At 72.8% G+C, this 21,380-nt stretch carries 22 protein-coding genes; 10 read left to right on the plus strand and 12 right to left on the minus strand.

Annotation, left to right across the window (positions count from 1 at the left end; genetic code table 11):
- Nucleotides 1-66: 66 nt before the first annotated feature.
- A complete protein-coding gene (gene cbiE / locus QQ657_RS48220) occupies nt 67-1,218 on the minus strand; it encodes a precorrin-6y C5,15-methyltransferase (decarboxylating) subunit CbiE (RefSeq protein ID WP_284749160.1) in 1,152 nt (383 codons plus the stop codon).
- A gap of 67 nt (nt 1,219-1,285) precedes the next feature.
- On the opposite strand from cbiE, the gene QQ657_RS48225 reads away from it, so the two are divergent.
- The 5 genes from QQ657_RS48225 (at nt 1,286) to QQ657_RS48245 (ending at nt 6,636) form a co-directional block, all read left to right on the plus strand.
- Nucleotides 1,286-3,238, plus strand: coding sequence for a putative cobaltochelatase (locus QQ657_RS48225; protein ID WP_284749161.1), 1,953 nt, complete (start codon nt 1,286-1,288; stop codon nt 3,236-3,238).
- Nucleotides 3,238-3,852, plus strand: coding sequence for a cob(I)yrinic acid a,c-diamide adenosyltransferase (gene cobO, locus QQ657_RS48230; RefSeq protein WP_284749162.1), 615 nt, complete (start codon nt 3,238-3,240; stop codon nt 3,850-3,852). The genes QQ657_RS48225 and cobO overlap by 1 nt, the downstream gene beginning before the upstream one ends.
- Complete coding sequence (locus QQ657_RS48235; protein WP_284749163.1) at nt 3,846-5,177, plus strand: cobyrinic acid a,c-diamide synthase CobB; 1,332 nt, start codon at nt 3,846-3,848, stop codon at nt 5,175-5,177. Before cobO ends, QQ657_RS48235 begins: the two co-directional genes overlap by 7 nt.
- Nucleotides 5,170-6,186 carry an Rv2231c family histidinol phosphate aminotransferase CobC gene (gene cobC / locus QQ657_RS48240; protein ID WP_284749164.1) on the plus strand — a complete coding sequence of 339 codons (1,017 nt, stop codon included), beginning with the start codon at nt 5,170-5,172 and terminating at the stop codon, nt 6,184-6,186. Before QQ657_RS48235 ends, cobC begins: the two co-directional genes overlap by 8 nt.
- 84 nt (nt 6,187-6,270) lie before the next feature.
- Nucleotides 6,271-6,636 carry a VOC family protein gene (locus QQ657_RS48245; RefSeq protein ID WP_284749165.1) on the plus strand — a complete coding sequence of 122 codons (366 nt, stop codon included), beginning with the start codon at nt 6,271-6,273 and terminating at the stop codon, nt 6,634-6,636.
- Here the strand turns inward: QQ657_RS48245 and QQ657_RS48250 are convergent.
- The 4 genes from QQ657_RS48250 to QQ657_RS48265 form a co-directional block, all read right to left on the minus strand.
- Nucleotides 6,620-7,321, minus strand: a complete 702-nt coding sequence (locus QQ657_RS48250; protein ID WP_284749166.1) for a helix-turn-helix transcriptional regulator — start codon at nt 7,319-7,321, stop codon at nt 6,620-6,622. The genes QQ657_RS48245 and QQ657_RS48250 overlap by 17 nt on opposite strands.
- 31 nt (nt 7,322-7,352) lie before the next feature.
- On the minus strand, nt 7,353-8,072 hold the full coding sequence (locus QQ657_RS48255; RefSeq protein ID WP_284749222.1) for an adenosylcobinamide-GDP ribazoletransferase: 720 nt from the start codon (nt 8,070-8,072) through the stop codon (nt 7,353-7,355).
- Between the two features lie 226 nt (nt 8,073-8,298).
- Nucleotides 8,299-9,312 (minus strand): nicotinate-nucleotide--dimethylbenzimidazole phosphoribosyltransferase, encoded by a 1,014-nt coding sequence (cobT, locus tag QQ657_RS48260; protein ID WP_284749167.1) that lies wholly within the window; start codon nt 9,310-9,312, stop codon nt 8,299-8,301.
- 13 nt (nt 9,313-9,325) lie between these two features.
- The gene (locus QQ657_RS48265; protein ID WP_284749168.1) at nt 9,326-10,045 is read right to left on the minus strand and encodes a bifunctional adenosylcobinamide kinase/adenosylcobinamide-phosphate guanylyltransferase; all 720 of its coding nucleotides are present in this window, start codon (nt 10,043-10,045) and stop codon (nt 9,326-9,328) included.
- 36 nt (nt 10,046-10,081) lie between these two features.
- Here QQ657_RS48265 and QQ657_RS48270 point away from each other — a divergent pair, with 36 nt between their 5' ends.
- Together QQ657_RS48270 and QQ657_RS48275 are read left to right on the plus strand one after the other, a co-directional pair.
- Nucleotides 10,082-11,014, plus strand: coding sequence for a cobalamin biosynthesis protein (locus tag QQ657_RS48270; RefSeq protein WP_284749169.1), 933 nt, complete (start codon nt 10,082-10,084; stop codon nt 11,012-11,014).
- On the plus strand, nt 11,011-12,492 hold the full coding sequence (locus QQ657_RS48275) for a cobyric acid synthase (RefSeq protein WP_284749170.1): 1,482 nt from the start codon (nt 11,011-11,013) through the stop codon (nt 12,490-12,492). Before QQ657_RS48270 ends, QQ657_RS48275 begins: the two co-directional genes overlap by 4 nt.
- On the opposite strand, the gene QQ657_RS48280 is transcribed toward QQ657_RS48275, so the two are convergent.
- The 3 genes from QQ657_RS48280 to QQ657_RS48290 form a co-directional block, all read right to left on the minus strand.
- Nucleotides 12,489-13,094 carry a DUF4190 domain-containing protein gene (locus tag QQ657_RS48280; RefSeq protein ID WP_284749171.1) on the minus strand — a complete coding sequence of 202 codons (606 nt, stop codon included), beginning with the start codon at nt 13,092-13,094 and terminating at the stop codon, nt 12,489-12,491. The genes QQ657_RS48275 and QQ657_RS48280 overlap by 4 nt on opposite strands.
- A 67-nt stretch (nt 13,095-13,161) precedes the next feature.
- Complete coding sequence (locus tag QQ657_RS48285; protein ID WP_284749172.1) at nt 13,162-13,917, minus strand: CbtA family protein; 756 nt, start codon at nt 13,915-13,917, stop codon at nt 13,162-13,164.
- Between the two features lie 18 nt (nt 13,918-13,935).
- The gene (locus QQ657_RS48290) at nt 13,936-14,145 is read right to left on the minus strand and encodes a CbtB domain-containing protein (RefSeq protein WP_284749173.1); all 210 of its coding nucleotides are present in this window, start codon (nt 14,143-14,145) and stop codon (nt 13,936-13,938) included.
- 196 nt (nt 14,146-14,341) lie between these two features.
- On the opposite strand from QQ657_RS48290, the gene QQ657_RS48295 reads away from it, so the two are divergent.
- The gene (locus tag QQ657_RS48295) at nt 14,342-15,241 is read left to right on the plus strand and encodes an ROK family protein (protein ID WP_284749223.1); all 900 of its coding nucleotides are present in this window, start codon (nt 14,342-14,344) and stop codon (nt 15,239-15,241) included.
- A gap of 136 nt (nt 15,242-15,377) precedes the next feature.
- Here the strand turns inward: QQ657_RS48295 and QQ657_RS48300 are convergent, their stop codons facing one another.
- From QQ657_RS48300 to QQ657_RS48310, 3 genes are all read right to left on the minus strand, one after another.
- On the minus strand, nt 15,378-16,163 hold the full coding sequence (locus QQ657_RS48300) for a DeoR/GlpR family DNA-binding transcription regulator (RefSeq protein WP_284749174.1): 786 nt from the start codon (nt 16,161-16,163) through the stop codon (nt 15,378-15,380).
- A gap of 41 nt (nt 16,164-16,204) precedes the next feature.
- On the minus strand, nt 16,205-17,602 hold the full coding sequence (locus tag QQ657_RS48305; protein WP_284749175.1) for a Dyp-type peroxidase: 1,398 nt from the start codon (nt 17,600-17,602) through the stop codon (nt 16,205-16,207).
- A 237-nt stretch (nt 17,603-17,839) separates the two neighbouring features.
- Entirely contained in the window at nt 17,840-18,478 is a 639-nt protein-coding gene (locus QQ657_RS48310; RefSeq protein ID WP_284749176.1) for an RICIN domain-containing protein, read from the minus strand.
- Between the two features lie 268 nt (nt 18,479-18,746).
- Here QQ657_RS48310 and QQ657_RS48315 point away from each other — a divergent pair, with 268 nt between their 5' ends.
- Nucleotides 18,747-19,733 (plus strand): helix-turn-helix domain-containing protein, encoded by a 987-nt coding sequence (locus QQ657_RS48315; RefSeq protein ID WP_284749177.1) that lies wholly within the window; start codon nt 18,747-18,749, stop codon nt 19,731-19,733.
- 91 nt (nt 19,734-19,824) lie between these two features.
- Here the strand turns inward: QQ657_RS48315 and QQ657_RS48320 are convergent, their stop codons facing one another.
- Nucleotides 19,825-20,397, minus strand: coding sequence for a TetR/AcrR family transcriptional regulator (locus QQ657_RS48320; RefSeq protein WP_284749178.1), 573 nt, complete (start codon nt 20,395-20,397; stop codon nt 19,825-19,827).
- Nucleotides 20,398-20,478: 81 nt separating this feature from the next.
- Between QQ657_RS48320 and QQ657_RS48325 the strand changes: the two genes are divergently transcribed.
- Nucleotides 20,479-21,351: an SDR family oxidoreductase gene (locus tag QQ657_RS48325; RefSeq protein WP_284749179.1), complete on the plus strand. Its 873-nt coding sequence runs from the start codon at nt 20,479-20,481 to the stop codon at nt 21,349-21,351.
- The last annotated feature ends 29 nt before the right edge of the window (nt 21,352-21,380 follow it).

Consider the following 21,380-nt stretch of genomic DNA (forward strand, 5'->3'; position numbering starts at 1 on the left):
GTGAGTGGGAAACAGGGTTAGAACGCTGTTTCTCACTCACGACCGTCGGGCGAAGCGTTGTGGCGGTCACTGGCTGCTCCACTGCGTCACGGTCCGGGCGGGGGTCCACCCGGTGAACCCGCCGAGCGGCGCGGCGCGTTCGACCGCGATCCGCAGCAGTTCACCACCTCGCTCGGCGTACAGGTCACCGAGGATCCGCTCGGCCTCCAGCGTCACCCCGTGCGCCACCAGCCGCGCGCCTGTCGCCAGGCAGGCGTCCAGCAGTCCCGGGGCCGTCAAGCCGCCGCCGATGAAGATCGCGTCCGGGGCCGGGAGGGCGCTCAACGACTCCGGGGCCGGACCCGTCACCACCTGCAGCTCAGGGACCCCCAGGTCGAGCGCGTTCCGGCCGATCCGCTCGGCGCGGTCCGGGTTCTGCTCGATCGCGATGGCGCGGTTCAGCTCGTGCAGCCGCGACCATTCGATCCCGACGCTGCCCGCGCCCGCCCCGACGTCCCACAGCAGCTCGCCGGGATTCGGTGCGAGCCGCGCCAGCGCCGAGACGCGCAGGTCGCGCTTCGTCAGCTGGCCGTCGTGGGAGTACACGTCGTCCGGGATGCCGATCAGGGGCAGCGCCGGCCCCTCGCACGTCAGCGCGAACACCGTCAGCGGACCGGGTTCGCCGGCCCAGCCGTCGGTGATGCGCTCGTCCGGCCCGCCCAGGTTCTCCAGCGCGAACAGCTCGCTCTCGCCGTACCCGCGCACGGTCAGCAAGGAGCGCAACGCCGCCGCGTCGGCACCCAGGACGAGCACCCGCCGCCCCGGTGCCAGCACCCGCGCGACCCGGGCCGACGACCGGCCGACGAGCGTCACCACCTCGGTCTCCTCGGCGGACCAGCCCAGCCGGGCCCGGGCCAGTGTCACCGATGAGAGCGCGGGCAGCGCCTCGACCTCGTATCCATGTGCCACGAGAGTAGTGCCGACCCCCGACAAAAACGGATCGCCGCTGGCCAGGACGCAGATGCGCTGTCCTTCGTGCTCCGCGATGACCGCGTCGAGCCCGGGCAGCAGCGGCGACGGCCACGGCTCGCCCGGGACCTCCGATGGCAGGTACGCCAGCTGCCGCGGGGCGCCCAGCACGACGTCGGCACCGAGCACCAAGGCTTGAGCCTGTTCCGACAAGCCGGACCAGCCGTCAGCCCCGATTCCCACCACCGTCAACCGTGATTTTTCGCGCACGATTTCCCACCCTAAGCGAGCCCGGCGCTGTGCGATGATCGGCCGGTCGCCGAGCTCAGGAGTGCTGTTGAAGCCGTACCCGTTCACCGCCGTCGTCGGGCTGCCGGACCTGCGCCTGGCGCTGGTTCTCTCCTCGATCTCCCCCGCCGTCGGCGGGGTGCTGGTGCGCGGTGAGAAGGGCACGGCGAAGTCGACCATCGTCCGCGCGCTCGCGGGGCTGCTGCCGGGCGTCGACGTCGTGGACGGCTGCCGGTTCTCCTGCGATCCCGCGGCGCCCGACCCCCTCTGCCCGGACGGCCCGCACGACCACGCCACCGGTCACCGGCGCCCGGCCAAGCTGGTCGAACTGCCGGTCGGCGCGGCCGAGGACCGCGTCGTCGGCTCGCTGAACCTCGAGCGCGCGCTGGGCGAAGGCGTCACGGACTACCAGCCCGGCCTCCTGGCCGCCGCGCACCGCGGGCTGCTCTACGTCGACGAGGTCAACCTGCTCCACGACCACCTCGTCGACACCCTGCTCGACGCCGCCGCGATGGGCCGCGCGACCGTCGAGCGCGAGGGCGTCTCCGTGTCGCACGCCGCGCGGTTCGTGCTCATCGGCACCATGAACCCCGAGGAAGGCGAGCTGCGGCCGCAGCTGCTCGACCGGTTCGGCCTGACCGTCGAGGTCGCGTCGAGCCGTGACCCGGAGCAGCGCGTCGAGGTCGTCCGGCGCCGCCTCGCCTACGAAGCCGACCCGGACGGTTTCGCCGCGCAGTACGCCGGCGAAGACGCCCGGCTCGCCGAGGAGATCGAGTCCGCGCAGAAGCTGCTGCCCGCCGTCAAGCTGCCCGACGACGCCCTGCGCCAGATCGCCGAGATCTGCGCGTCCTTCGAGGTCGACGGCATGCGCGCGGACATCGTCACCGCGCGCACCGCGGTCGCGCACGCGGCCTGGGCCGGCCGCGACGAGGTGACCACCGACGACGTCCGCGTCGCCGCGCGGCTCGCGCTGCCGCACCGGCGCCGCCGGAACCCGTTCGACGCGCCCGGAATCTCGGAAGAGCAGCTGGAGCAAGCACTTCAGGACGCCCAGCCCCCGGAGCCGGGCCCCGAGGACGACGGTCCTGGCTCGGGTTCGACGCCGGATGAAGCGCCGCAAGAAGTCCCGCAGGGAGACGCGCCGCAGGGCGAGCCACAGCAGAAGCAGAACGGCGGGCAGCAGAAGACCGTCGGCGCCGGCGAGACGTTCAAGGCCCGCGTGTTCCGCGTCAAGGGCATGGGCGAAGGCGAGCGCGGACGTCGTTCGCGCGCGATCACCGACAGCGGACGCACCATCGGCGTCCAGCCCCCGAGCGTCCGGGACGGGCGCCCGCACCTGGTCGCGACCGTGAAAGCCGCGGCGCCGCACCAGAAGGCCCGCGGCCGCGACGGCGCCGGGTTGAAGCTGCGCCGTCAGGACCTCCGCTTCGCACTGCGCGAAGGCCGCGAAGGCAACCTCGTGCTGTTCTGCGTCGACGCGTCCGGCTCGATGGGCGCGAAAGCGCGGATGCGCGAGGTCAAGTCCGCGGTGCTGTCGCTGCTGCTCGACGCCTACCAGCGCCGCGACAAGGTCGGGCTCGTCACCTTCCGCGGCAACGCCGCCGAACTCGCGCTGCCGCCGACGATCAGCGTCGACGCGGCCGCGTCCCGCCTCGAAGGCCTGCCGACCGGCGGCCGGACACCCCTCGCGGAAGGTCTCCTGGAGGCCGCGCGCGTGCTGCGCGTCGAAGAGATCCGCGACCCACGGCGCCGCCCGCTGCTGGTCGTCGTCACCGACGGCCGCGCCACCAGCGGTCCCGACGCCGTCGCGCGCGCCCGGGCCGCGGCCGGGCTGCTCGCCGGTGTCACCGCCATCGTCATGGACTGCGAGAGCGGCAAGATGCGGCTCGGCCTGGCCGCCGACCTCGCCGCCCACCTCGGCGCCGAGCACGTGCCGCTGGGCGAGGTCGCCGCCGACTCCCTCGCGAGCGCCGTCCGCGCCCGGACCGGGAAGGCCGCCTGATGCCCCAAGGCAAACCGGAAGTCGTCCCGGCCGACGGGCTGACCACGCGCCAGCGCCGCAACCGGCCGCTGCTCGCCGTGCACACCGGCGAGATGAAGGGCAAGTCGACGGCCGCGTTCGGGATGGCGCTGCGTGCTTGGAACCAGGGCTGGTCGATCGGCGTGTTCCAGTTCGTCAAGTCGGCGAAGTGGCGCGTCGGCGAGGAAGCCGCGTTCCGCGCGCTGGGCAAGCTGCACGACGACACCGGCGAGGGCGGCCCGGTCGAGTGGCACAAGATGGGCGAGGGCTGGAGCTGGGCGCGCAAGTCCGGCACCGAGGAGGACCACGCGACGAACGCGCGCGAGGGCTGGGCGGAGATCAAGCGCCGGCTCGCCGCCGAGACGCACGATTTCTACGTCCTCGACGAGTTCTCCTATCTGCTCAAGTGGGGCTGGCTCGAGGTGGACGACGTCGTGTCCACTTTGGTCTCGCGGCCCGGGCACCAGCACGTCGTCATCACCGGCCGGTACGCGCCGCCGGAGCTGGTCGAAGCCGCCGACCTGGTCGCCGAGATGACCAAGGTCAAGCACCCGATGGACGCCGGGCAGAAGGGCCAGCGGGGGATCGAGTGGTAGCGCGCGTGGTCGTCGCCGCGCCCGGTTCGGGGCACGGCAAGACCACGATCGCCGCCGGGCTGATGGCGGCGCTGCGCGAGGCCGGGCACCGCGTCTCCGGGCACAAGGTCGGGCCCGACTTCATCGACCCGAGCTACCACGCCCTCGCGACCGGGCGCCCCGCGCGCAACCTGGACCCGTTCCTGCAGGGCGAAGACCGGCTGATCCCGTTGCTGCGTCACGGTTCCCACGGCGCCGACATCGCCGTCATCGAGGGCGTGATGGGCCTGTTCGACGGCGCGCTCGGCACCGAGGGCTACGCCTCGACCGCGCACGTCGCCCGGCTCATCGACGCGCCGGTGGTGCTGGTGGTGGACGCGTCAGCGGCATCGCGCAGCGTCGCGGCGACGGTGCTCGGCTTCGCTTCTTATGACACGCGGGTGCGGCTGGCCGGGGTCATCCTCAACAAGCTGGGCTCGCAACGGCACCTCGACGAGATCGCGTCCGCGCTGGAGGCCACCGGCGTCCCGCTGCTGGGAGCGTTGTACCGCAACGAAGAGATCCACGCGCCGAGCCGGCATCTCGGCCTGGTGCCCGCTGCGGAACGTTCCGCGGAAGCCGAGCGCGTGCTGCCGTCGCTGGCCGCGTGGGTGCGGGACGGGGTCGACCTCGAAGCGATCGTCCGGATCGCCTCAGGGGCGTCTCCGCTTTCCTCTCCGCCGTGGGAACCGTCCGGTGTGGACGGTAAACGCGTGACGGTAGCGGCCGCGGGCGGACCGGCGTTCACCTTCCGCTACACCGAGAACATCGAACTGCTGGCCGCCTGCGGGGTCGACGTGGTCGACGTCGATCCGTTGCGGGACAAGACTTTGCCTGAAGGATGCGCCGGGCTGTACTTCGGCGGCGGGTTCCCCGAGGTGCACGCGGCGGAACTGTCGGCGAACACGGCGTTGCGTCTCGAAGTGGCTTCGGCGATCGAACGCGGGATGCCGGTGAGCGCGGAATGCGCGGGCCTGCTGTACCTGTGCCAGTCGCTGGACGGCGTGCCGATGGTGGGCGCGGTGCCGGCGGACGCGAAGATGACCGCCCGCGGCAAGCTCGGCTACCGGCGCGCGGTCGCCGTCGAGGACAACGTCCTGGCCACGGCCGGCCAGCGCGTCACCGGGCACGAGTTCCACCGCACCGAGGTCACGCCGTCGCACGGCGCGTCGGCGGCCTGGGGCTGGGACCGGCAGCTGGACGGCTTCGCGTCGCCGACGCTGCACGCGTCCTACCTGCACGTCCACTGGGCCGGATATCCCGAGCTGGCCCAGCGTTTCGCTTCCCGGGTTCGCGCGTATGCCTGACTACGACCTGCACCACCACGGCGACCAGGAGGTCGGGCCGGGGCTGGTCGACCTCGCCGTGAACGTCCGGCTGCCGCGGCCTCCCGCGTGGCTGCGGCAGGAGCTGGCGTCCGCTTTGGACTCCCTGGCGGCCTATCCGTCCACTGTGGAGGCTGAACGCGCTGTCGCCGCGCGCCACGGCCGTTCCCCGGCGGAAGTCCTGGTCACCGCGGGGGCGGCGGAGGCGTTCACGCTGCTGGCTTCGGCTCTTCGGCCGCGGCGCGCCGTGGTCGTGCACCCCCAGTTCACCGAGCCGGAAGCGGCCTTGCGGGCGGCAGGTCACGCCGTCTCGCGCGTGATCCTGTCCGAAGAGGACGGATTCGTGCTCGATCCGGCGCTCGTTCCGGACGGCGCTGACCTGGTATTCGTCGGCAATCCGACGAATCCGACGTCGGTGCTGCACCCGGCGGCTTCGCTGCGTTCCTTGGCACGTCCCGGGCGGCTGCTGGTGGTCGACGAGGCGTTCCTGGACGCGGTCCCCGGTGAAAGCGAAAGCTTGGCCGCCGGTGTCCCGGGCGTCGTCGTGCTGCGCAGCCTGACGAAGACGTGGGGCCTGGCCGGGCTGCGGGCGGGGTACGTGCTCGCTCCGCCGGACGTCATCGAGCGACTGCGGGCGGTGCAGGTCCCCTGGTCGGTGTCCACTTTGGCCGGCGTGGCGACGGTGGCGTGCTGCCGTCCGCCCGCGTTGGAGGAAGCGGAAAAGCTGGCGATCGCGGCGGAATCGGACCGCGAGTACCTGGTGTCCGGCCTGGCGGACGCGGGCGTCGTGGCGCTGGGCGACCCGCGCGGCCCGTTCGTGCTGGTCCGGGTTCCGGACGGCGCTTCGGTGCGGGCGCGGCTGCGCGAGGCGGGCTACGCGGTCCGGCGGGGAGACACGTTCCCGGGACTCGGCCCGGACCACCTGCGTTTGGCGGTCCGCGACCGAGCGACGACGGATGCGTTCCTGACCGCGCTTCGCGAAATTTCGTAAACACCGACAGGGGGCTGTCGCCACCGCCACCGAGAGTGGGTGTCGCCGCCGGGAAACGCCCGGTGCGGCAGCGGAAGGAACGACATGCCCCGATTCAACGACGTCGCCTGGTTCGAGATCGGCGCCGCCGACCCGGCGGCCGCCGAACGGTTCTACGGCGAGGTCTTCGGCTGGAGCGTCGCGCAGGACGACTCGGCCAGCACCGACGCCGCCTACCGGGTGATCGACACCGGCGGTTCGCGCGGCGGGCTCTTCGCGACCAAGGGTGAAATGCCCGATTACGCGGTGTTCACCGTGCTCGTCGAGGACGTCGAAGCCGCGTGCCGCCGGGTCGAGGAGGCCGGCGGGAAGGTGCAGCGGCCGCCGGCCGTCAACCCGGTCGGCGTGACGTTCGCGCACGTGCTGGACCCGGCGGGCAACCACTTCTCGGTGTTCACTCCGCCAAGCTGAGCCGCTCGACCACGCCGTACGGGATGTCGAGGTCCTCGCGCCGCAGCGGGCGGGGCGGGGGTACCTCGGCGGTGACCGAGACCGAGGTGATCCGGTCGGTGCGGAAGGCACGGATCTCTTCGCGCAGCCGGCACCAGGCCACCAGGTACCAGTGCTCGGGCTTGCCGACGAACCCCAGCGGCTCGATGTCGCGCCGCGTCTCGGCGCCTTCGCGGTCGCCGTAGCCGATGCGCAGGACGCGGCGGGTGACGAGCGCGTCGGCCTGCACGCGGGGGATCGGCGGGAGGTCGTGCGGGTCTTCGAGGAAGTGGACCCGGCCGGCCAGGGCTTCGGCCGCGGCGGCGTCGTCCGCCTGCATCGCGGCGACGAGCTTGCGCAACGCCGAGCTCGCTTCGGTGCGGAAGGGCGTGCCCGCCAGCCGCTTGAGCGCCATCGCCATCGCGACGGCCTCGCCGGGGGTCAGGTTGACCGGCGGCAGGGTGCGCGCCTTGTCGAGGCAGTACCCGCCGGTGCGGCCGGGTTCGGCGTAGATCGGCGTGCCCGACTGCTGCAGCGCGCTGATGTCGCGCTCGACGGTGCGGGTGCTGACTTCGAACCGGCTCGCGAGCCAGCGCGCGCTGCGGGGCCGCGGCGCGACGGCGCGCAGTTCTTCGACGAGGGCGTAGAGACGGTCGGTCCGGTTCACGATCCGGACCTTAGGCCTGGGGTACGACGTTTTACGCGAGTGCGAGCAGCGAGGCGGCGACGGCGACCTCGACCCCGGCGCCGAGGACGTCGCCGGTGACGCCGCCGAGCCGCTTGGTGCACCTGGCCAGGAGGGCCGCGGTCACGGCGTAGGCGAGCACCACGGCCAACGGGCCCCGCCACCAGTCCGTCCCGGGGATCAGCACGGTGAGTCCGGCGGCGGCCACGGCGATCCCGATCGCGACGGTTCTCGGGACCGAGCCGGCGACGGTGGCACCCAGCCCCTCGGGCCGCGCGGACGGGACGCCGCGCGCGCAGGACATCGAGAGCGTGCAGCGCCCGACGAGCACACTCACGACGACGGCGGCGACCGGGTGCGAGGCTTGGGTCAGCGCGCCGACCTGGATGAGCAGGACGAAGACGAGCGTGGCGACCCCGGTGGGGCCGGAGTCCCCGCGGCGCATGACGTCGAGGGCCTTGGCGCGGTCGTAGGAGGCACCGAGGCCGTCGGCGGTGTCGGCGAGCCCGTCGAGGTGCAGGCCCCGGCTCCCGAGGGCGACGGCCCCGAGGGCGAGCGCGGCGATGGCGATCTTCGGGAGGCCGAGGGCGTTCCCCCCGGCGACGACGAGCCCGGCGGCCGCGGCGAGCGGGAGGGCGGCGAGGGGAGCGAGCATCATGGCGCCCCCGGCGACCCGCCGGTCGATGACGCGGGGCGCCGGGACGGGCACGGTGGTGAGCGTCCCGACGGCCATCCGCGCGGAGTCGGCCCAACGGCTCACGCCGGGTTGTCCACAGGCGACTCGGCGCCCCGGGCAAACGTCTTGAATGAGTCATTCAGGACCTCCCACGCCCTGAATGACTCATTCAAGACACCGCCGGCGAGACCACCGACCCGCGCCCACCGACCTGCGCCCACCGAAACACCCGCCAGGAACCCGACTTTGCCGGGCCCCTGCCTGGGGGTGGCGGGGGCTGCCCTCACGCGAGGTCCGCCAGCAGGCCCATGTCCGCGATGATCGCGCGCGCCGCCCGCAGGGCCGGGATCGCCTGGACCGCCCCGCTGCCTTCGCCCAGCCGCAGCCCGAAGTCCAAGATCGGCTCCAGCCCCAGCGCCTTCAGCGCGAACGCCTGCGAAGGCTCCGTGGACCGGTGCCCGGCCAGCCACCACTGCTCCGCCCCCGGCGCGATGTCCCGTGCGACCAGGGCCGCCGCGCCCGAGAACACCCCGTCCAGCAGCACCGGGATCCGCCGCAGCGCCGCCTCGACCAGGAACCCCGCCGTCGCCGCCACGCACGCGCTGCCCAAGGCCGTCAACCGCTCGAAGGGGTCCTCGACCCGGCCCGACGTCCGCGCCAAGGCCGCCGCGACCGCCGCCGTCTTGCGCTCCAGCCCGGCCGCGTCGACGCCCGTTCCCGTGCCGACCACCTCGGCCGCCGGCAGGCCCAGCGACGCCGCCACCAGCGCCGCGCACATCGCCGTGTTGCCGATGCCCATGTCGCCCGGGATCAGCACGTCCGCGTCCGCCTCCTCACGGGCGATCGCGCGGCCCGCCTCGAACGCCGCCTGCGCCTCACCCGGCGCCAGAGCGTCCTCGACGTCGATCGAGCCCGAGCCCCGGCGGATCTTGTGCGCCGTCACCGACGCCGGCACGTCCGCGCCGTCCCAGTCGACGCCCAGGTCGGCCACTCGGACCTTCGCTCCGACCTGCGCGGCGAGGACGTTCACGCCGCTCTTGCCGACCAGGAACACCCGCACCATCGCCGCGGTCACCTCGCGCGGGTACGCCGACAGCGCCGACACGCCGTGGTCGCCCGCGAAGACGACCACCCGGACGTCGTCCAGCGGGCGCGGCGGCACGCTTCCGTGCGCCGCGGCCAGCCAGGCGGCGATCTCCTCCAGCTTGCCGAGCGCGCCGAGCGGCTTGACCAGGCCGTCGAGCCGGTCGAGCGCGGCGGCGCGGGCGGCGGGGTCGGGCACGGGTACGTCGAACACGGGCGCCTCCTGGCTACAGGTCGAGCGCCCGGCCCGCGACGACCAGCACGACCCGGTCGGCGTCGGCGGACACCCGGTTGTTCAGTGCGCCCAGCACATCACGGAACAGCCGTCCGGACGACGTTGCGGGCACCACACCGCTGCCGACCTCGTTGCTGACCGCGACCACCGGCACCCGCGCCGCGGCCCAGGCGGCCAGGAAGTCCTCGAGCCGGTCGTCGAGCCGGTGTTCCCAGCCGGGCTTCTCGCGCCACGCGCCGACGTCGTCCAGCACGCGGGACAGCCAGGTGCCGAGGCAGTCGATCAGCAGCGGCTCGGTCGCCTTCCGGAGGGTGCCGGCGAGGTCCGTGGTCTCGACGGTCTTCCAGTGCGCCGGCCGCCTCGCCTGGTGCGCGGCCACCCGTGCGGCCCATTCGGGATCGTCGTCGCTCGCGGGCAGGCCGGGCGCGACGTAGACGAGGTGCGGGTGGCGGGCGACGAGCCGCTCGGCGTGCCGCGACTTCCCCGAGCGGACGCCACCGAGGACCAGCACCTTGTCTTCGTCGCGGCCGTACCGGCGAAGGGCGCGTGCCAGGTTCTCGAGGTACCCGGCGAGCCGGGCCGTCAGCCCCGCCGACGATTTCTTCCCCGCGGAAGAGGCGGTGGGCTCCGCCGACGTCTTCTTTCCCGCGGAAGAGGCGGTGGGCTCCGCCGACGTCTTCTTTCCCGCGGAGGCGGCGTTGGGCACAGTCATACCCGGCATTGTGGTGCACGCGCTAGCGTGCGCCACGTGCCACTCCGTCTAGGGACAACCGCTGCCGGACTCGTTACCGGATATGCCGCCGACACCCTGTTCGGCGACCCTCGACGGGGGCACCCGGTCGCGATCTTCGGTTCGGCGGCGGCGCGCCTCGAACGCGTCCTGTGGGCGGACTCGAAGCCGCGCGGAGTCGCCTACGCGGGGTTGTGCGCCTTCGGAGCTGTCGGCCTCGGCGTCGCGCTTCAGACGGCGCCGCGGCGACGTCCCTTCGCGCGCTTCGCACTCACTGCCGCCTGTACGTGGGCAGTGCTCGGCGGACGCGGCCTCGCCGCCGAAGGCGCCGAAATGGCCCGCCTGCTCGAAGCGGGCGAAGTACCTTCAGCGCGTACGCGGCTGTCGCACCTCTGCGCGCGCGACGCGACGACGCTCGACTCCGCCGAGCTGACCCGCGCGGCGACCGAGTCGATCGCCGAGAACACCTCGGACGCCGTGGTCGCGCCGCTGTTCTGGGGCGCGGTCGCCGGGATGCCCGGGTTGCTCGGCTACCGCGCGCTGAACACGCTCGACGCGATGGTCGGGTACCGGTCGCCGAGGTACCGGAACTTCGGCTGGGCCGCGGCGCGCGCCGACGACGTGGCCAACCTGGTGCCGTCGAGGATCGGAGCAGTGCTCACGGCGGTGTGCGCGCCGCTGGCGGGAGGCCGCACGCGGGGTGCGTGGCGGGTCTGGCGCCGCGACGGCGGGCAGCACCCGAGCCCGAACGCGGGCCAGGTCGAGGCGGCGTTCGCGGGCGCGCTGGACATCCGCCTCGGCGGGACGAACAGCTACGGCGGCGAGGTGGAGAGCCGCGCCCGGCTCGGCGAGGGACGCGATCCGGAGCCGGTCGACTTGAGGCGAGCGGTGCGGCTGTCGCGCCTGGTCGGGCTCGCCGCGGTGGCGGTGGCCGCCGGGACGACCCGATGAGCGGCCTCCTCATCGCCGGGACGACGTCCGACGCCGGCAAGAGCCTCGTCACCGCCGGGGTCTGCCGGTGGCTTGCCCGCCAGGGCGTCCGCGTCGCCCCCTTCAAAGCGCAGAACATGTCCAACAACTCCATGGTCTGCGCCGACGGTGCCGAGATCGGGCGTGCCCAGTGGCTGCAGGCCCGCGCCGCGCGGGTCGAGCCCGAAGCCGCCATGAACCCCGTGCTGCTCAAGCCCGGCAGCGACCGGCGCAGTCACGTCGTCGCGCTCGGGAAGCCCTTCGGGACCCTCGAAGCCGGCGAGTACGCCACCGGCCGCGCCGGGCTCGCCGAGATCGCCTTCGCCGCCTACGAAGACCTCAGCTCCCGCTACGACGTCGTCGTCTGCGAAGGCGCCGGCAGCCCAGCCGAGATCAACCTGCGCGGCGGCGACTACGTCAACCTGGGGCTCGCGCGGCGCTTCGGGCTGCCCGTGCTCGTCGTCGGCGACATCGACCGCGGGGGCGTCCTGGCCGCCATGTTCGGCACCCTCGCCCTGCTCTCCGCCGAGGACCAGGCGCTCGTCGCCGGCTGGGTGGTCAACAAGTTCCGCGGCGACGTCGGCCTGCTGCGGCCCGGCCTGGACAGCCTCGAGAAGGTGACCGGCCGGCCAGTGCTGGGCGTGCTGCCGTGGCTCGACCGCGTCTGGATCGACTCCGAGGACGCCCTCGCCGCCGCGGGCTGGCGCCGCGAGGCCCACGGCCCGGGGCTGCGGGTGGCCGTCGTGCGCTTCCCGCGCGCGTCCAACGCCACCGACGTGGACGCCCTGGCCGCCGAACCCGGCGTCACCGTGACGCTCACGGCCGACCCCGACACCGTCGCGGCGGCGGACGTCGTGGTGCTGCCCGGGTCGCGCGCCACCGTGGACGACCTCGGCTGGCTGCGCGACCGCGGCCTCGACTCGGCGGTGGCCGCGCGCGCCGCGGCGGGCCGGCCGGTGCTCGGTATCTGCGGTGGCTACCAGATGCTCGCCGAGTCCATTGTGGACGACGTCGAGTCCGGTGCCGGCGAGGTGCCGGGCCTCGGCCTGCTGCCGGCGCGTGTGACGTTCGCCGCGGAGAAGGTGCTCGCCCGCCCGTCGGGGGACTGGCGGGGCAACCGCGTCGACGCGTACGAGATCCACCACGGTTCGGTGACGATGGCGTCGGCGCAGGAGTCCTTTTTGGACGGCGTGCGCCGGGGTGCGGTCTGGGGCACGATGTGGCACGGCGCCTTCGAGAACGACGCCTTCCGCCGCGCGTGGCTCACCGAAGCGGCGGCCCAGGCCGGGGTCGCGTGGACCCCGGCCGCGGACGCTCCCGGCTTCGCCGACCTGCGCGAAGAGATGCTGGAGAAGCTGGCCGACGCGATCGGCGAGCACCTGGACACGGCGGCGCTGCGCACCCTGCTCGACCGGGGTGCGCCGAAGGACCTGCCGTTCGTCCCGCCTGGTGCGCCCTAGTGGGGTAGGGGACTCGTGAGCTTGCCGGCGCGCAACTGGAGTCCGCACACGCCGATCCGGCTCCCGGCCGCCCAGGCCCCTTCGTCGGGGGCGTAGCCGACGACCGTCAGGCTCGGGGGGACCTCGGCGCCGAGCCCGCCGAACATGCCCGCCATCCGCTCCTCGCAGCTCTGCTGCACCTCGGCCTGGGCGTCCCGGTCACCGGGATACGCCGTCCCGGACATCGTGAAGGCGTCGAGCACCTCGCCGTCGTGCTCGCCCGCGCACGGGACCCGCACCGCGTCGCGGCCGGGACGTGCGGTGTCGTAGCAGTTCTCGACTTCCAGCGCGGCGATCGGCGCGTTCGACGAGCTCAGCAGGCTGCCCAGCACGAGAACGCCCGCGATCGGCAGGGCGACGAGCCACACCGCGCCCGCCACGATCCCGCCGATCGCCAGGCCGCGGCCGCCTTCGCCGGTCCGCCGGGTCCGGACCAGCGTCACGATGCCGAAGACCAGCCCCAGCACGGCCGTGAGCCCGAAGAACCCCAGCAGACCGGCGACCAGCGACGGTACTGCGAAGCCGTCCCGCTTGACGGGCGGCGCGACGTAAGGCTCGGTCATGGTTCCCCCTCGGATCCCTCAACGGGATCGTAAAGGGACGAACCGGCGGACAACCTAACGATTCGCCTCAGGCGGCGACGGCGGCCTTCTTGGTCAGCGACTTCTCCGCGAAGGCGCCGAACGCCAGGCCCAGCGCCAGCCACAGCGTCACCTGGGTGCCGATCGAAGCCGTGCGGAAGCTCCACAGCGTCGAGGCCGGGAACTCCGCCGGGACCTCGTCGACCACCGGCATCAGCCAGGCCACCACGCCGATCACGACGAGGTAGCCCGCCGCGGCCAGGAGGAAGCCGTTCCACGCGCCGAAGCGGTCCGCGAGCTTGCGGCCGAACACCGTCGCGAGGATGCCCGCCAGCAGCGAGACCGCGACGAACCCGAAGTACAGCTCGGTGCGCGAGCCGATCGTGCCCGGCTGGCCCACCGCCGGCGGGTTGGCCGGGTACTTCAGGAACGGGACCAGGAACACCACGGCGAACGCGCCGCCGGTGAGCAGCAACGCCGTCACGCGGGGGCGGAGGCTGCCGAGGCGGCCTTGGGCGAACGCGAAGGCGAGCGAGAGCAGGCCGCCGATCGCGACGCCGTAGACCAGGACGCCGGTGAGCAGCCCGACGGTGCTCTGGATGTCCCGCGGGACGAGCTCCTCTTCGGGTTCCCCGGCCGGCGCGGGGGTGGCGCCCGCGTCGTGGGAATGGGCGTGGCCGCCGGACTCTTCGAGGCCGATGGCGGTGTTCACGGACGGCTCACCGAAGGCGTAGGCGAACCCGAACGCGAGCACGCCGGCGATCAGGCCCGCGAGCATGCCGCGGACCAGCAGGGTCTTCATCATGGGAGGTCGTGCCGCCGATCAGTGGCAGGGGAAGGCCAGCAGGTGCCGGCCGTCGTGCACGAACTCGTGGACGTAGTTGTTCGCGAACACCGCTGTCGCGCCCTGCTCGGCGCTCACGAAGTACAGCGCGATCAGGGCGAGGAGCACCACGAACACCGCCCACGGCACGATCTCACGGATCGGGATGCGGATCGGGAGCGGAACGGCGGGAGCTGCCGTGTGGGTCATGAGCGTGGCCTCCTCGGGCTTTCGCGGCCTCATCGGGGTCTCCACGAAGGGATCCGGGTCTGGCTTCCCCCTGGCGGGGGTCACAGTGGCGCGACCGCGCGGACTTTCACCGCGTTCCGGAATCTCCTCGTCTGGCCGGTTGAGCGTAGGTCCGCCGTTCGGGGCGCGTCAATGTGACAATGCCGCGGTGACTCGAATGGTGGCGGCCCTCGATGTGGGCGGGACGACGATCAAGGCAGCGCTGCTGGACGAGCAGCTCCAGCCCCGGGCGGCGCTGCGCGCGGAGACGGCGCGCAGCGCGGACGGCACGGCGCTGGCCGCGCAGGTCGTGGACATCGTGGCCGCGTTGTCCTCGCAGGCCGGGACCGAGGAGCCGGCCGCGGTCGGCGTCGTCGTGCCCGGGATCGTGGACGAGGAGACCCGCGTCTGTCATTTCTCGGCCAACCTCGACTGGCGTGAGGTCCCGTTCGGCGAGCTGCTGGAGGGGCGGCTCGGGCTGCCGGTGGCGTTCGGGCACGACGTCACCGCGGGCGGCATCGCCGAGTTCCGCGTGGGCGCGGGCCAGGGCGCGACGAACGCGGCGTTCATCCCGGTCGGCACCGGGATCGCGGCCGCGCTGCTGCTCGACGGCCGGATCCACCGCGCGCACGGACAGGCGGGCGAGGTCGGGCACATCGACGTGGGCCACCCGGGCAAGTGCGGCTGCGGAGCGATCGGCTGCCTGGAGGCGATTTCCTCGGCGGCGGCGATCGCCCGCCGCTACACGGAGCGCACGGGCCGCGCGGCCGACGGCGCCCGCGAGGTGGTCGACCTGGCCCGCCACGGCGACGAGGTCGCGGTGGCGGTGGTCCAGGACGCGCTGGATGGTTTGGGCCACGGGATCCGGACGTTGCTGACGTTGCTGGGCCCGGAGGTGATCATCCTCGGGGGCGGTCTGTTCACGGCGGCGGATTATGTGCTGGAGCCGGTGCGGGAGTGGCTGGCTTCGCATCTGACTTTTCAGCGGATGCCGGAGCTGCGGATCGCGAAGCTGGGCGATGAGGCTGGGCGGTTGGGGGCGGGGTTGCTGGCTTTGGATCGGCTGGCGGAGTTGTGAGGGCTCGCTCGGCTGTTTGTCAAATTCGTTGTCCACAGACCCGCAGTTATCCACAGATTGCTTGGCAGCACGTTTTCGCAGGCCAGGGCCGGTAGACTGGACAAGGGGACGCCCCCCAAGGGAAGGGCGGGGCGCCTCAGGCCAGGAGGACCTCGACTCCCGCAGCCTCGAACGCCGCTACCTGGGCCGGGTCCGCGCCCGGGTCCGTGATCAGCTGGTCGACCGCCGCCGTGTCGCAGATTCTTGCGAAGGCGTGGCCGCCCAGTTTTGCGCCGTCCGCTATCACCGTTACCTGGCGTGCTCGCGATGCCAGCAGGCGGTTGATGCTCGCCTCGCCCTCGTGGTGGGCGAACGCCCCTCGCTCCGCGTCGAACGCGTCCACGCCCAGGAACACCAGGTCCAACGTGATCTGGTCGAGGAACAAGCTCGCCAGTGGCCCGGTCAGCTCGAACGAATGCTGCCGGGCCACGCCGCCCGTCACCACGATCTTGATGTTCGGGCGGACCGCCAGCTCGTGGGCGATGTTGAGCGCGTTCGTCACCACCGTCAGCGCCGGTGAGCTGTCGCGCTGTGCCAGCTCCGGGCGCAGCACCAGTGCGCGGGCGACCTCCGTGCTCGTCGTGCCGCCGTTGAGCCCGAGGACCATGCCGCGTTCGACCAGCCGCGCGGCGGCCGCGCTGATGCGCTGCTTCTCCGGCGCATTGCGCGCGGCCTTGTGCCGCAACGGCAGGTCGTACGCCACGTTGCTTGCCACCGCTCCGCCCCGCGTGCGGGTCAGCAGCCGGCGGCCGGCCAGGTGGTCCAGGTCGCGCCGGATCGTGGCGGGGGAGACGTCGAGCTCCTCCGCGGAGGCCTCGACGTCGATCTTTTCCCGCTGCCCCACCATGTCCAGCAGTGCGCTGAGCCGTTCGTGCCGATCCAACCCCAAACCTCCTTCGCCGCCCTCCCCGACGACAAAGGTAGTCAGAGCGCCCGCAGGAAAGCCAGCGACGGCATGAAGAAGTACTCACCGCCCCGCACCGTCACCGACTGCGGCACCGGATCGGCCGTGCGCTGCGCCGACCCGCCCCATTCGACGGTGTAGTCCGACGTCCCGCGCTCGCCCTGCCCGATCACCGGGTCCAGCCCCGGCGTGACGCCGTCGACGATCGGGAAGCCCGGGTTGTCCGCCCAGACCGCCTGCGTGAACTCGAACTGGTTGCCCAGCACCGAGTTGAACGCCATGAACAGCAGCCCGACCCCGCCGCTCGGCCGCGCCGCGGGCGGGACGTCGGCGTTCGGGTCGTCCGGCCGTTCGCCGTAAGTGACGCCCCGGCGGGCCATCAGGTGCAGGCGCTCGCCAGGCGGCTCCTCGGCGCCGCCGGACCCGCGGGGGTTCGTCTTGCGGATGTGCGCCTGGAACGGGCATTTCAGCGCCGCGCGGTCGCTGTCGTAGGTGAAGTTGTTCGACACCGGGCTTTCCGCGCCGTCTTCACGCTGGGTGGTCAGCGGCGTGCCGTCTTCGAACCGGCCGATGATCATCGCGCCCGCGCGCTCCCGATCGTCGCCGGTCAGGCCGAGCGTGTCGGCCAGGTCTGCCTCGGCCTGCTTGAACCGCCGCACGTTCTGTTCCAGCTTGCGGAAGACGAAGTAGCTGCCGAAGTGCACGGCCGGATCGGGCGCCGCGGTGTCCGGCACCAGCACCTGGGACAGCGGCGCCGCCGGGTTCCACACGTTGATGCCGTCGGTGTTGTTCTTCTCCGCGTCGACGTCCTCGGTGAGGAACAGCGGCTGGCTCCGGCCGTCGACGTACCCGAAGTGCTCGATGCCCTCGCCGCGCGCGTTGACGCGGCCGAGGCCGGTTTCCTCCGCGAGCACGGTGACGGAATCGGGCAGCAGGTCCAGGATTTCGTTGCGCCGCGCGGTCATCGCCTTGTCCGTGGCGTCCCCGACGAGCACGACCGCGTGGATTTCCCCGTGGTAGCCCGGATCGAACGTCGAGCGCGGTGGGTCGTTCAGCCTCCGCCGGGTCGCCGGCGCCGCCATCCCGCGCAGGAATGCCTCGTCCTGCGGGAAGTTCTCGACGCCGAGGGTGCGGTAGCCGGCCGCGGTGAGCCCCACGCCGACGTACGGCGTGCCCGCCGCGCCGCCGCCTTTGAACGCGCCGACTTCGTCGAGGTGGGCTTTGGCGGACTTCATCTTCCCGGTGACCGAGACCAGGAACGCCCGCGCCTGCGCGGGATCGCCGAAAGTCAGCAGCAGTGCGGAAAGGTGGTCGCGGACGTGGGCCTTGAGGATGTTCGGCTGCAGTTCGCCGAGCATCACCCCGGCGTCCCCGGTCGCGGTGGTCCAGGACAATGTGGTGGACAGGTCGACACTCATGTGCGGGCTCCCCTCCCGTGTGGACGATCACGGGTTGCACGACCGGCCGAAGCGCTCTCCCCCCTCGCCGGCCGTGCCCCCTGAAACCAGGTTGCCGTCGCCGCGATACCGCGTGCCACCGAAACCGGGTCATTCACACGAAAGATTAAGTTGAGCGCCGAACCGTTCGCCGGCAACGAAAACGCGGGCCCCGCCCGGGACCCGCGTTTCCGATCAGTCAATCAGTGACTCGGTGGCTCAGTACCACCACTGCGACTTGCCCCCGGCGATGTAGTCCCACAGCTGCAGCCGCGTGCCGTTGGCGCCGACCGAACCCTCGCCGGTCAGGTACCGGTTGTTCTGCGGGCTCTGCAGCCGCAGGTAGCCCTCCGGGTTCACGGTGTCGGCCCACCACTGGTTCTTGGCGCCCGAGCGGTAGTCCCACAGCTGGACCTTGGTGCCGTTGGCGCCGGCCGTGCCGAGGTCGGCATCGAGGTACCGGCCGCTCTGCACGTTCTGGAAGCGCAGGTAGCCCTCCGGGATGCGGGTGATGTAGAACGCCTGGTTCGCGGCGTACACGTCGCAGTCCCACAGCTGCATCTTCGTGCCGTTGGCGCCGATCGTGCCGAGGTCCCCGTCCCAGCAACGGCCGAAGGCGGCGGACTCGATCAGGTAGGCGTCGGCCTCGGCGACGTTCGCCCCGGCGACCCCGGCGGTGGACCGGTGAGCGGCACCCACCTTCGCCGGACGCAGCTTGATCCCGCCGGCGAGCGCCGAGACCGCGGTTCCCTGACCCTCGGCCGGAGCCGGGGCCGCGCCGGCCTGCGGGACGGACACCAGCCCGAACAGCCCCGCCGCGGCGGCGACCGTCACCATCAGCCGCTTCATCTTCGTCATCGTTCCCCTTTTCGTCGGTTCACCCGTGGTCACGAAGGAAGAAGGCAGGCGTGATCCGGCCCCGGGCCCACCGTGGACCCGGCGCGAGGACGTGCCGGCGAATCCCCCTCGTCGAGACCGTCAAACCCCCGAAAGCGGTCTCCGGAATCCATCATTCAGTGCGCTCCCGCCGTCGTCGAGGTCATTTCCGCGAGGGGACAGAACGCACGTCAGGCGTGTAACGGAACGGAACCGGCGCCGATAGAGGGGCAGACACCAGGGGGAGTACGTGCGCATCGAGCTGACGTTGCCGGACCTCGTCCGCATCGGGCTCGCGGCCGCGGCCGACCCGATGGGCGAGCTCGCCGGGAGCCTGCAGATCCTGCAACGGCGCGACGGCGGCCGCGCGGCGGCTTCGGCGGCGTTCAACCGGTGGCGCTACCGCGTGTGGCAGAGCCTGCCCGACTCGGCCGCGGTGCTCATGTGGCTCTGCCGGCCGGACGCGCCGATCCCGGGGTTCCTGCTGCCCTCGGCGGGGCGCTACGAGCTGGAGTCCGGGCTCACGGCGGTGCTGAAGACCGACTCGGTGAGCTTGAAGACGGCGCTGCGCACGGCGCCGCCCGGCCGCGACCTGCCGGCGTGGGCCGCCGCGTTCGCGGACGGCGACACCGCGGGCCTGCCGCGGCTGGTCCAGGCCATGCGCGACTACCACGAACTCGCGCTCGCCCCGAGCTGGGACACGGTGTCCGGCCAGGTGGACGCCGACCTCGGGATGCGCACGCAGCTGCTGCTCCACGGCGGCGTCGACGCGCTGCTGACCGGCCTCCGCCCGCTGGTGCGCTGGGAGGCGCCGGTCCTGGAGACCGACGACCGGATCCCGGGCACGGTCCCGTCCGAGGGCACCGGCCTGCTGCTGGTGCCGACGTACTTCTCGGTGTGCCCGGCCCTGGTCCCGGTGGCACCGGGCGGCACGCCGCGGCTGCACTACCCGTGCGTCCGCCAGGCCGCACCGCCCGCGGGTTTCGGGCAGGGGGCGCACAAGGCGTCGGGCAAGGCGCTGGCGGACCTGCTGGGCCCGACCCGCGCGGCGGCGCTGGCGGTACTGGCGGTGGGCTGCTCGACGTCCGAATTGGCGGCGCGGCTGGGGGTCACGCCGTCGGCGGTCAGCAAGCACACCACGGTGCTGCGGCGCGCCGGGCTGATCATCACGCACCGGGAGCGCAACACCGTGCTGCATTCCTTGACGCCGTTGGGAAGCGCTCTCTTGGACAGCTGAGTGCGGTGCCTCGGCCAAACGTCTTGAATGAGTCATTCAGGACCTCGCACGCCCTGAATGACTCATTCAAGACATCTCGGCGGCGGGGAGCTCAGCCGAGTTTGGCGGTCGCTTCGACGAGCTCAGCCAACGCTTGCCGCGCCACTTCCCCGAAGTCTCGCTCATTCGACGGGGCCACCCAGCGGGCGAAGCCCGTCGTGAACGCGAGCCCGCCGATCTCCGCGGCCAGGCTCGCCGCCGGGTCCGGCACGCCACGCTCTCGCAGCGCGTCCGCCATCGCGGCCCGGAGCTTCGCCTTCTTCAGCAGCTCGCGCTCCCGCAGGTCGCTGTGGCCCGAGACCACCGCCTGGACCTTGCGCGCCCACTCGCGGTGGTCCGGGCCGAACGCTGTCTCGGTGGCCGTCAGCGCGGCCGAGATCGCCTCGATCGGGGTCGCCGAGGCGGGGGCGGCGGCGATCGCCTCCGCGAAGATGCGGCTCAGGATGTCCTGGCCCGCGAACAGCACTTCACGCTTGTCCGCGAAGTGCCGGAAGAACGTCCGCTTGGTCAGCCCGGCGCGCTCGGTGATCTCCGCGACCGTCACCTCGTCGTAGCCGCGCTCGAGGAACGACTCCACCGCGGCGCGCACCAGCCGCTCGCGTGCGTTCGGCTCCCAGCGGCTCATGCCTCCAGCTTAGGCGATGACACCTGGTGTCGTCATTCGTGCTACCTTGATGGCACCAGGTGTCATCACAGGGAGGTTCTCATGCGTGTCTTCGTCACCGGTGCGAGCGGCTGGATCGGTTCGGCCCTCCTGCCCGAACTACTCGGCGCCGGCCACCAGGTCGTCGGCCTCGCCCGGTCGGATGCCTCCGCGGCGGCCGTCGAAAAGCTGGGCGCCGAGGTGCTCCGCGGCGACCTGGACGACCTCGAAACGCTCAAAGCCGGCGCCGCGAACGCCGACGGTGTCGTCCACCTCGCCTTCGGCCACGACTTCAGCCGGATGGACGCCGCGATCCGGACCGACGCGGCCGCCGTCGGCGCCATGACGGCCGTGCTCGAAGGCAAGGCGTTCGTCGCCGCCTCGGGGACGCCGTTCATGGCCGGCCGGACGGCGACCGAGCAGGACGAGGCCGTCTTCGGGGGTCCGGTGGCCGGCCGGGCGGACATCGCCCGCGCCGTCCTGGCGACGGTGGATCGCGGCGTCCGCGCGTCCCTCGTGCGGCTCCCGCGGTCCGTCCACGGTGAGGGGGACGCCCACGGGCTCATCGCGCGGCTCATCGCCGCAGGGCGGGAGAAGGGCATCGCGGCCTACGTCGGTGACGGGACGGCCCGCTGGCCGGCCGTGCACGTCCTGGACGCGGCCCACCTGTTCCGCCTGGCGCTGGAGCAGGCGCCCGCGGGCTCGGTGCTGCACGCAGTGGGCGACGAGGGCGTGGCCATCCGCGACGTCGCGGAGGTGGCCGGCCGCCGGCTCGGGCTGCCGGTCACGTCCGTCGAGGCCGACGAACTCGGCTTCCTCGGCGCGCTCCTGGCGATCGACCAGCCGGCGTCCGCGGACCTGACCCGGGAGCTGCTCGGCTGGCAGCCGGCGCACCCGGGACTGCTCGACGACCTCGAAAAGGGTTACTACGGCTGAAAGTGGTACAGCGCCGGCGGAGGTGGCGA

This window comes from Amycolatopsis ponsaeliensis, from assembly GCF_030182635.1.
Classification (GTDB): domain Bacteria; phylum Actinomycetota; class Actinomycetes; order Mycobacteriales; family Pseudonocardiaceae; genus Amycolatopsis; species Amycolatopsis ponsaeliensis.

Bases quoted from the DNA above. Each gene is read 5' to 3' on its own strand.
- QQ657_RS48265 (WP_284749168.1), bottom strand. From the start codon at position 10,045: ATGACTGTGCCCAACGCCGCCTCCGCGGGAAAGAAGACGTCGGCGGAG.
- QQ657_RS48320 (WP_284749178.1), bottom strand. From the start codon at position 20,397: ATGAGCCGCTGGGAGCCGAACGCACGCGAGCGGCTGGTGCGCGCCGCG.
- cobO (WP_284749162.1), top strand. From the start codon at position 3,238: ATGCCCCAAGGCAAACCGGAAGTCGTCCCGGCCGACGGGCTGACCACG.
- QQ657_RS48275 (WP_284749170.1), top strand. From the start codon at position 11,011: ATGAGCGGCCTCCTCATCGCCGGGACGACGTCCGACGCCGGCAAGAGC.
- QQ657_RS48305 (WP_284749175.1), bottom strand. From the start codon at position 17,602: ATGAGTGTCGACCTGTCCACCACATTGTCCTGGACCACCGCGACCGGG.
- QQ657_RS48325 (WP_284749179.1), top strand. From the start codon at position 20,479: ATGCGTGTCTTCGTCACCGGTGCGAGCGGCTGGATCGGTTCGGCCCTC.
- QQ657_RS48255 (WP_284749222.1), bottom strand. From the start codon at position 8,072: ATGGCCGTCGGGACGCTCACCACCGTGCCCGTCCCGGCGCCCCGCGTC.
- QQ657_RS48280 (WP_284749171.1), bottom strand. From the start codon at position 13,094: ATGACCGAGCCTTACGTCGCGCCGCCCGTCAAGCGGGACGGCTTCGCA.
- QQ657_RS48290 (WP_284749173.1), bottom strand. From the start codon at position 14,145: ATGACCCACACGGCAGCTCCCGCCGTTCCGCTCCCGATCCGCATCCCG.
- cobC (WP_284749164.1), top strand. From the start codon at position 5,170: ATGCCTGACTACGACCTGCACCACCACGGCGACCAGGAGGTCGGGCCG.
- QQ657_RS48285 (WP_284749172.1), bottom strand. From the start codon at position 13,917: ATGATGAAGACCCTGCTGGTCCGCGGCATGCTCGCGGGCCTGATCGCC.
- QQ657_RS48295 (WP_284749223.1), top strand. From the start codon at position 14,342: ATGGTGGCGGCCCTCGATGTGGGCGGGACGACGATCAAGGCAGCGCTG.
- QQ657_RS48310 (WP_284749176.1), bottom strand. From the start codon at position 18,478: ATGACGAAGATGAAGCGGCTGATGGTGACGGTCGCCGCCGCGGCGGGG.
- QQ657_RS48245 (WP_284749165.1), top strand. From the start codon at position 6,271: ATGCCCCGATTCAACGACGTCGCCTGGTTCGAGATCGGCGCCGCCGAC.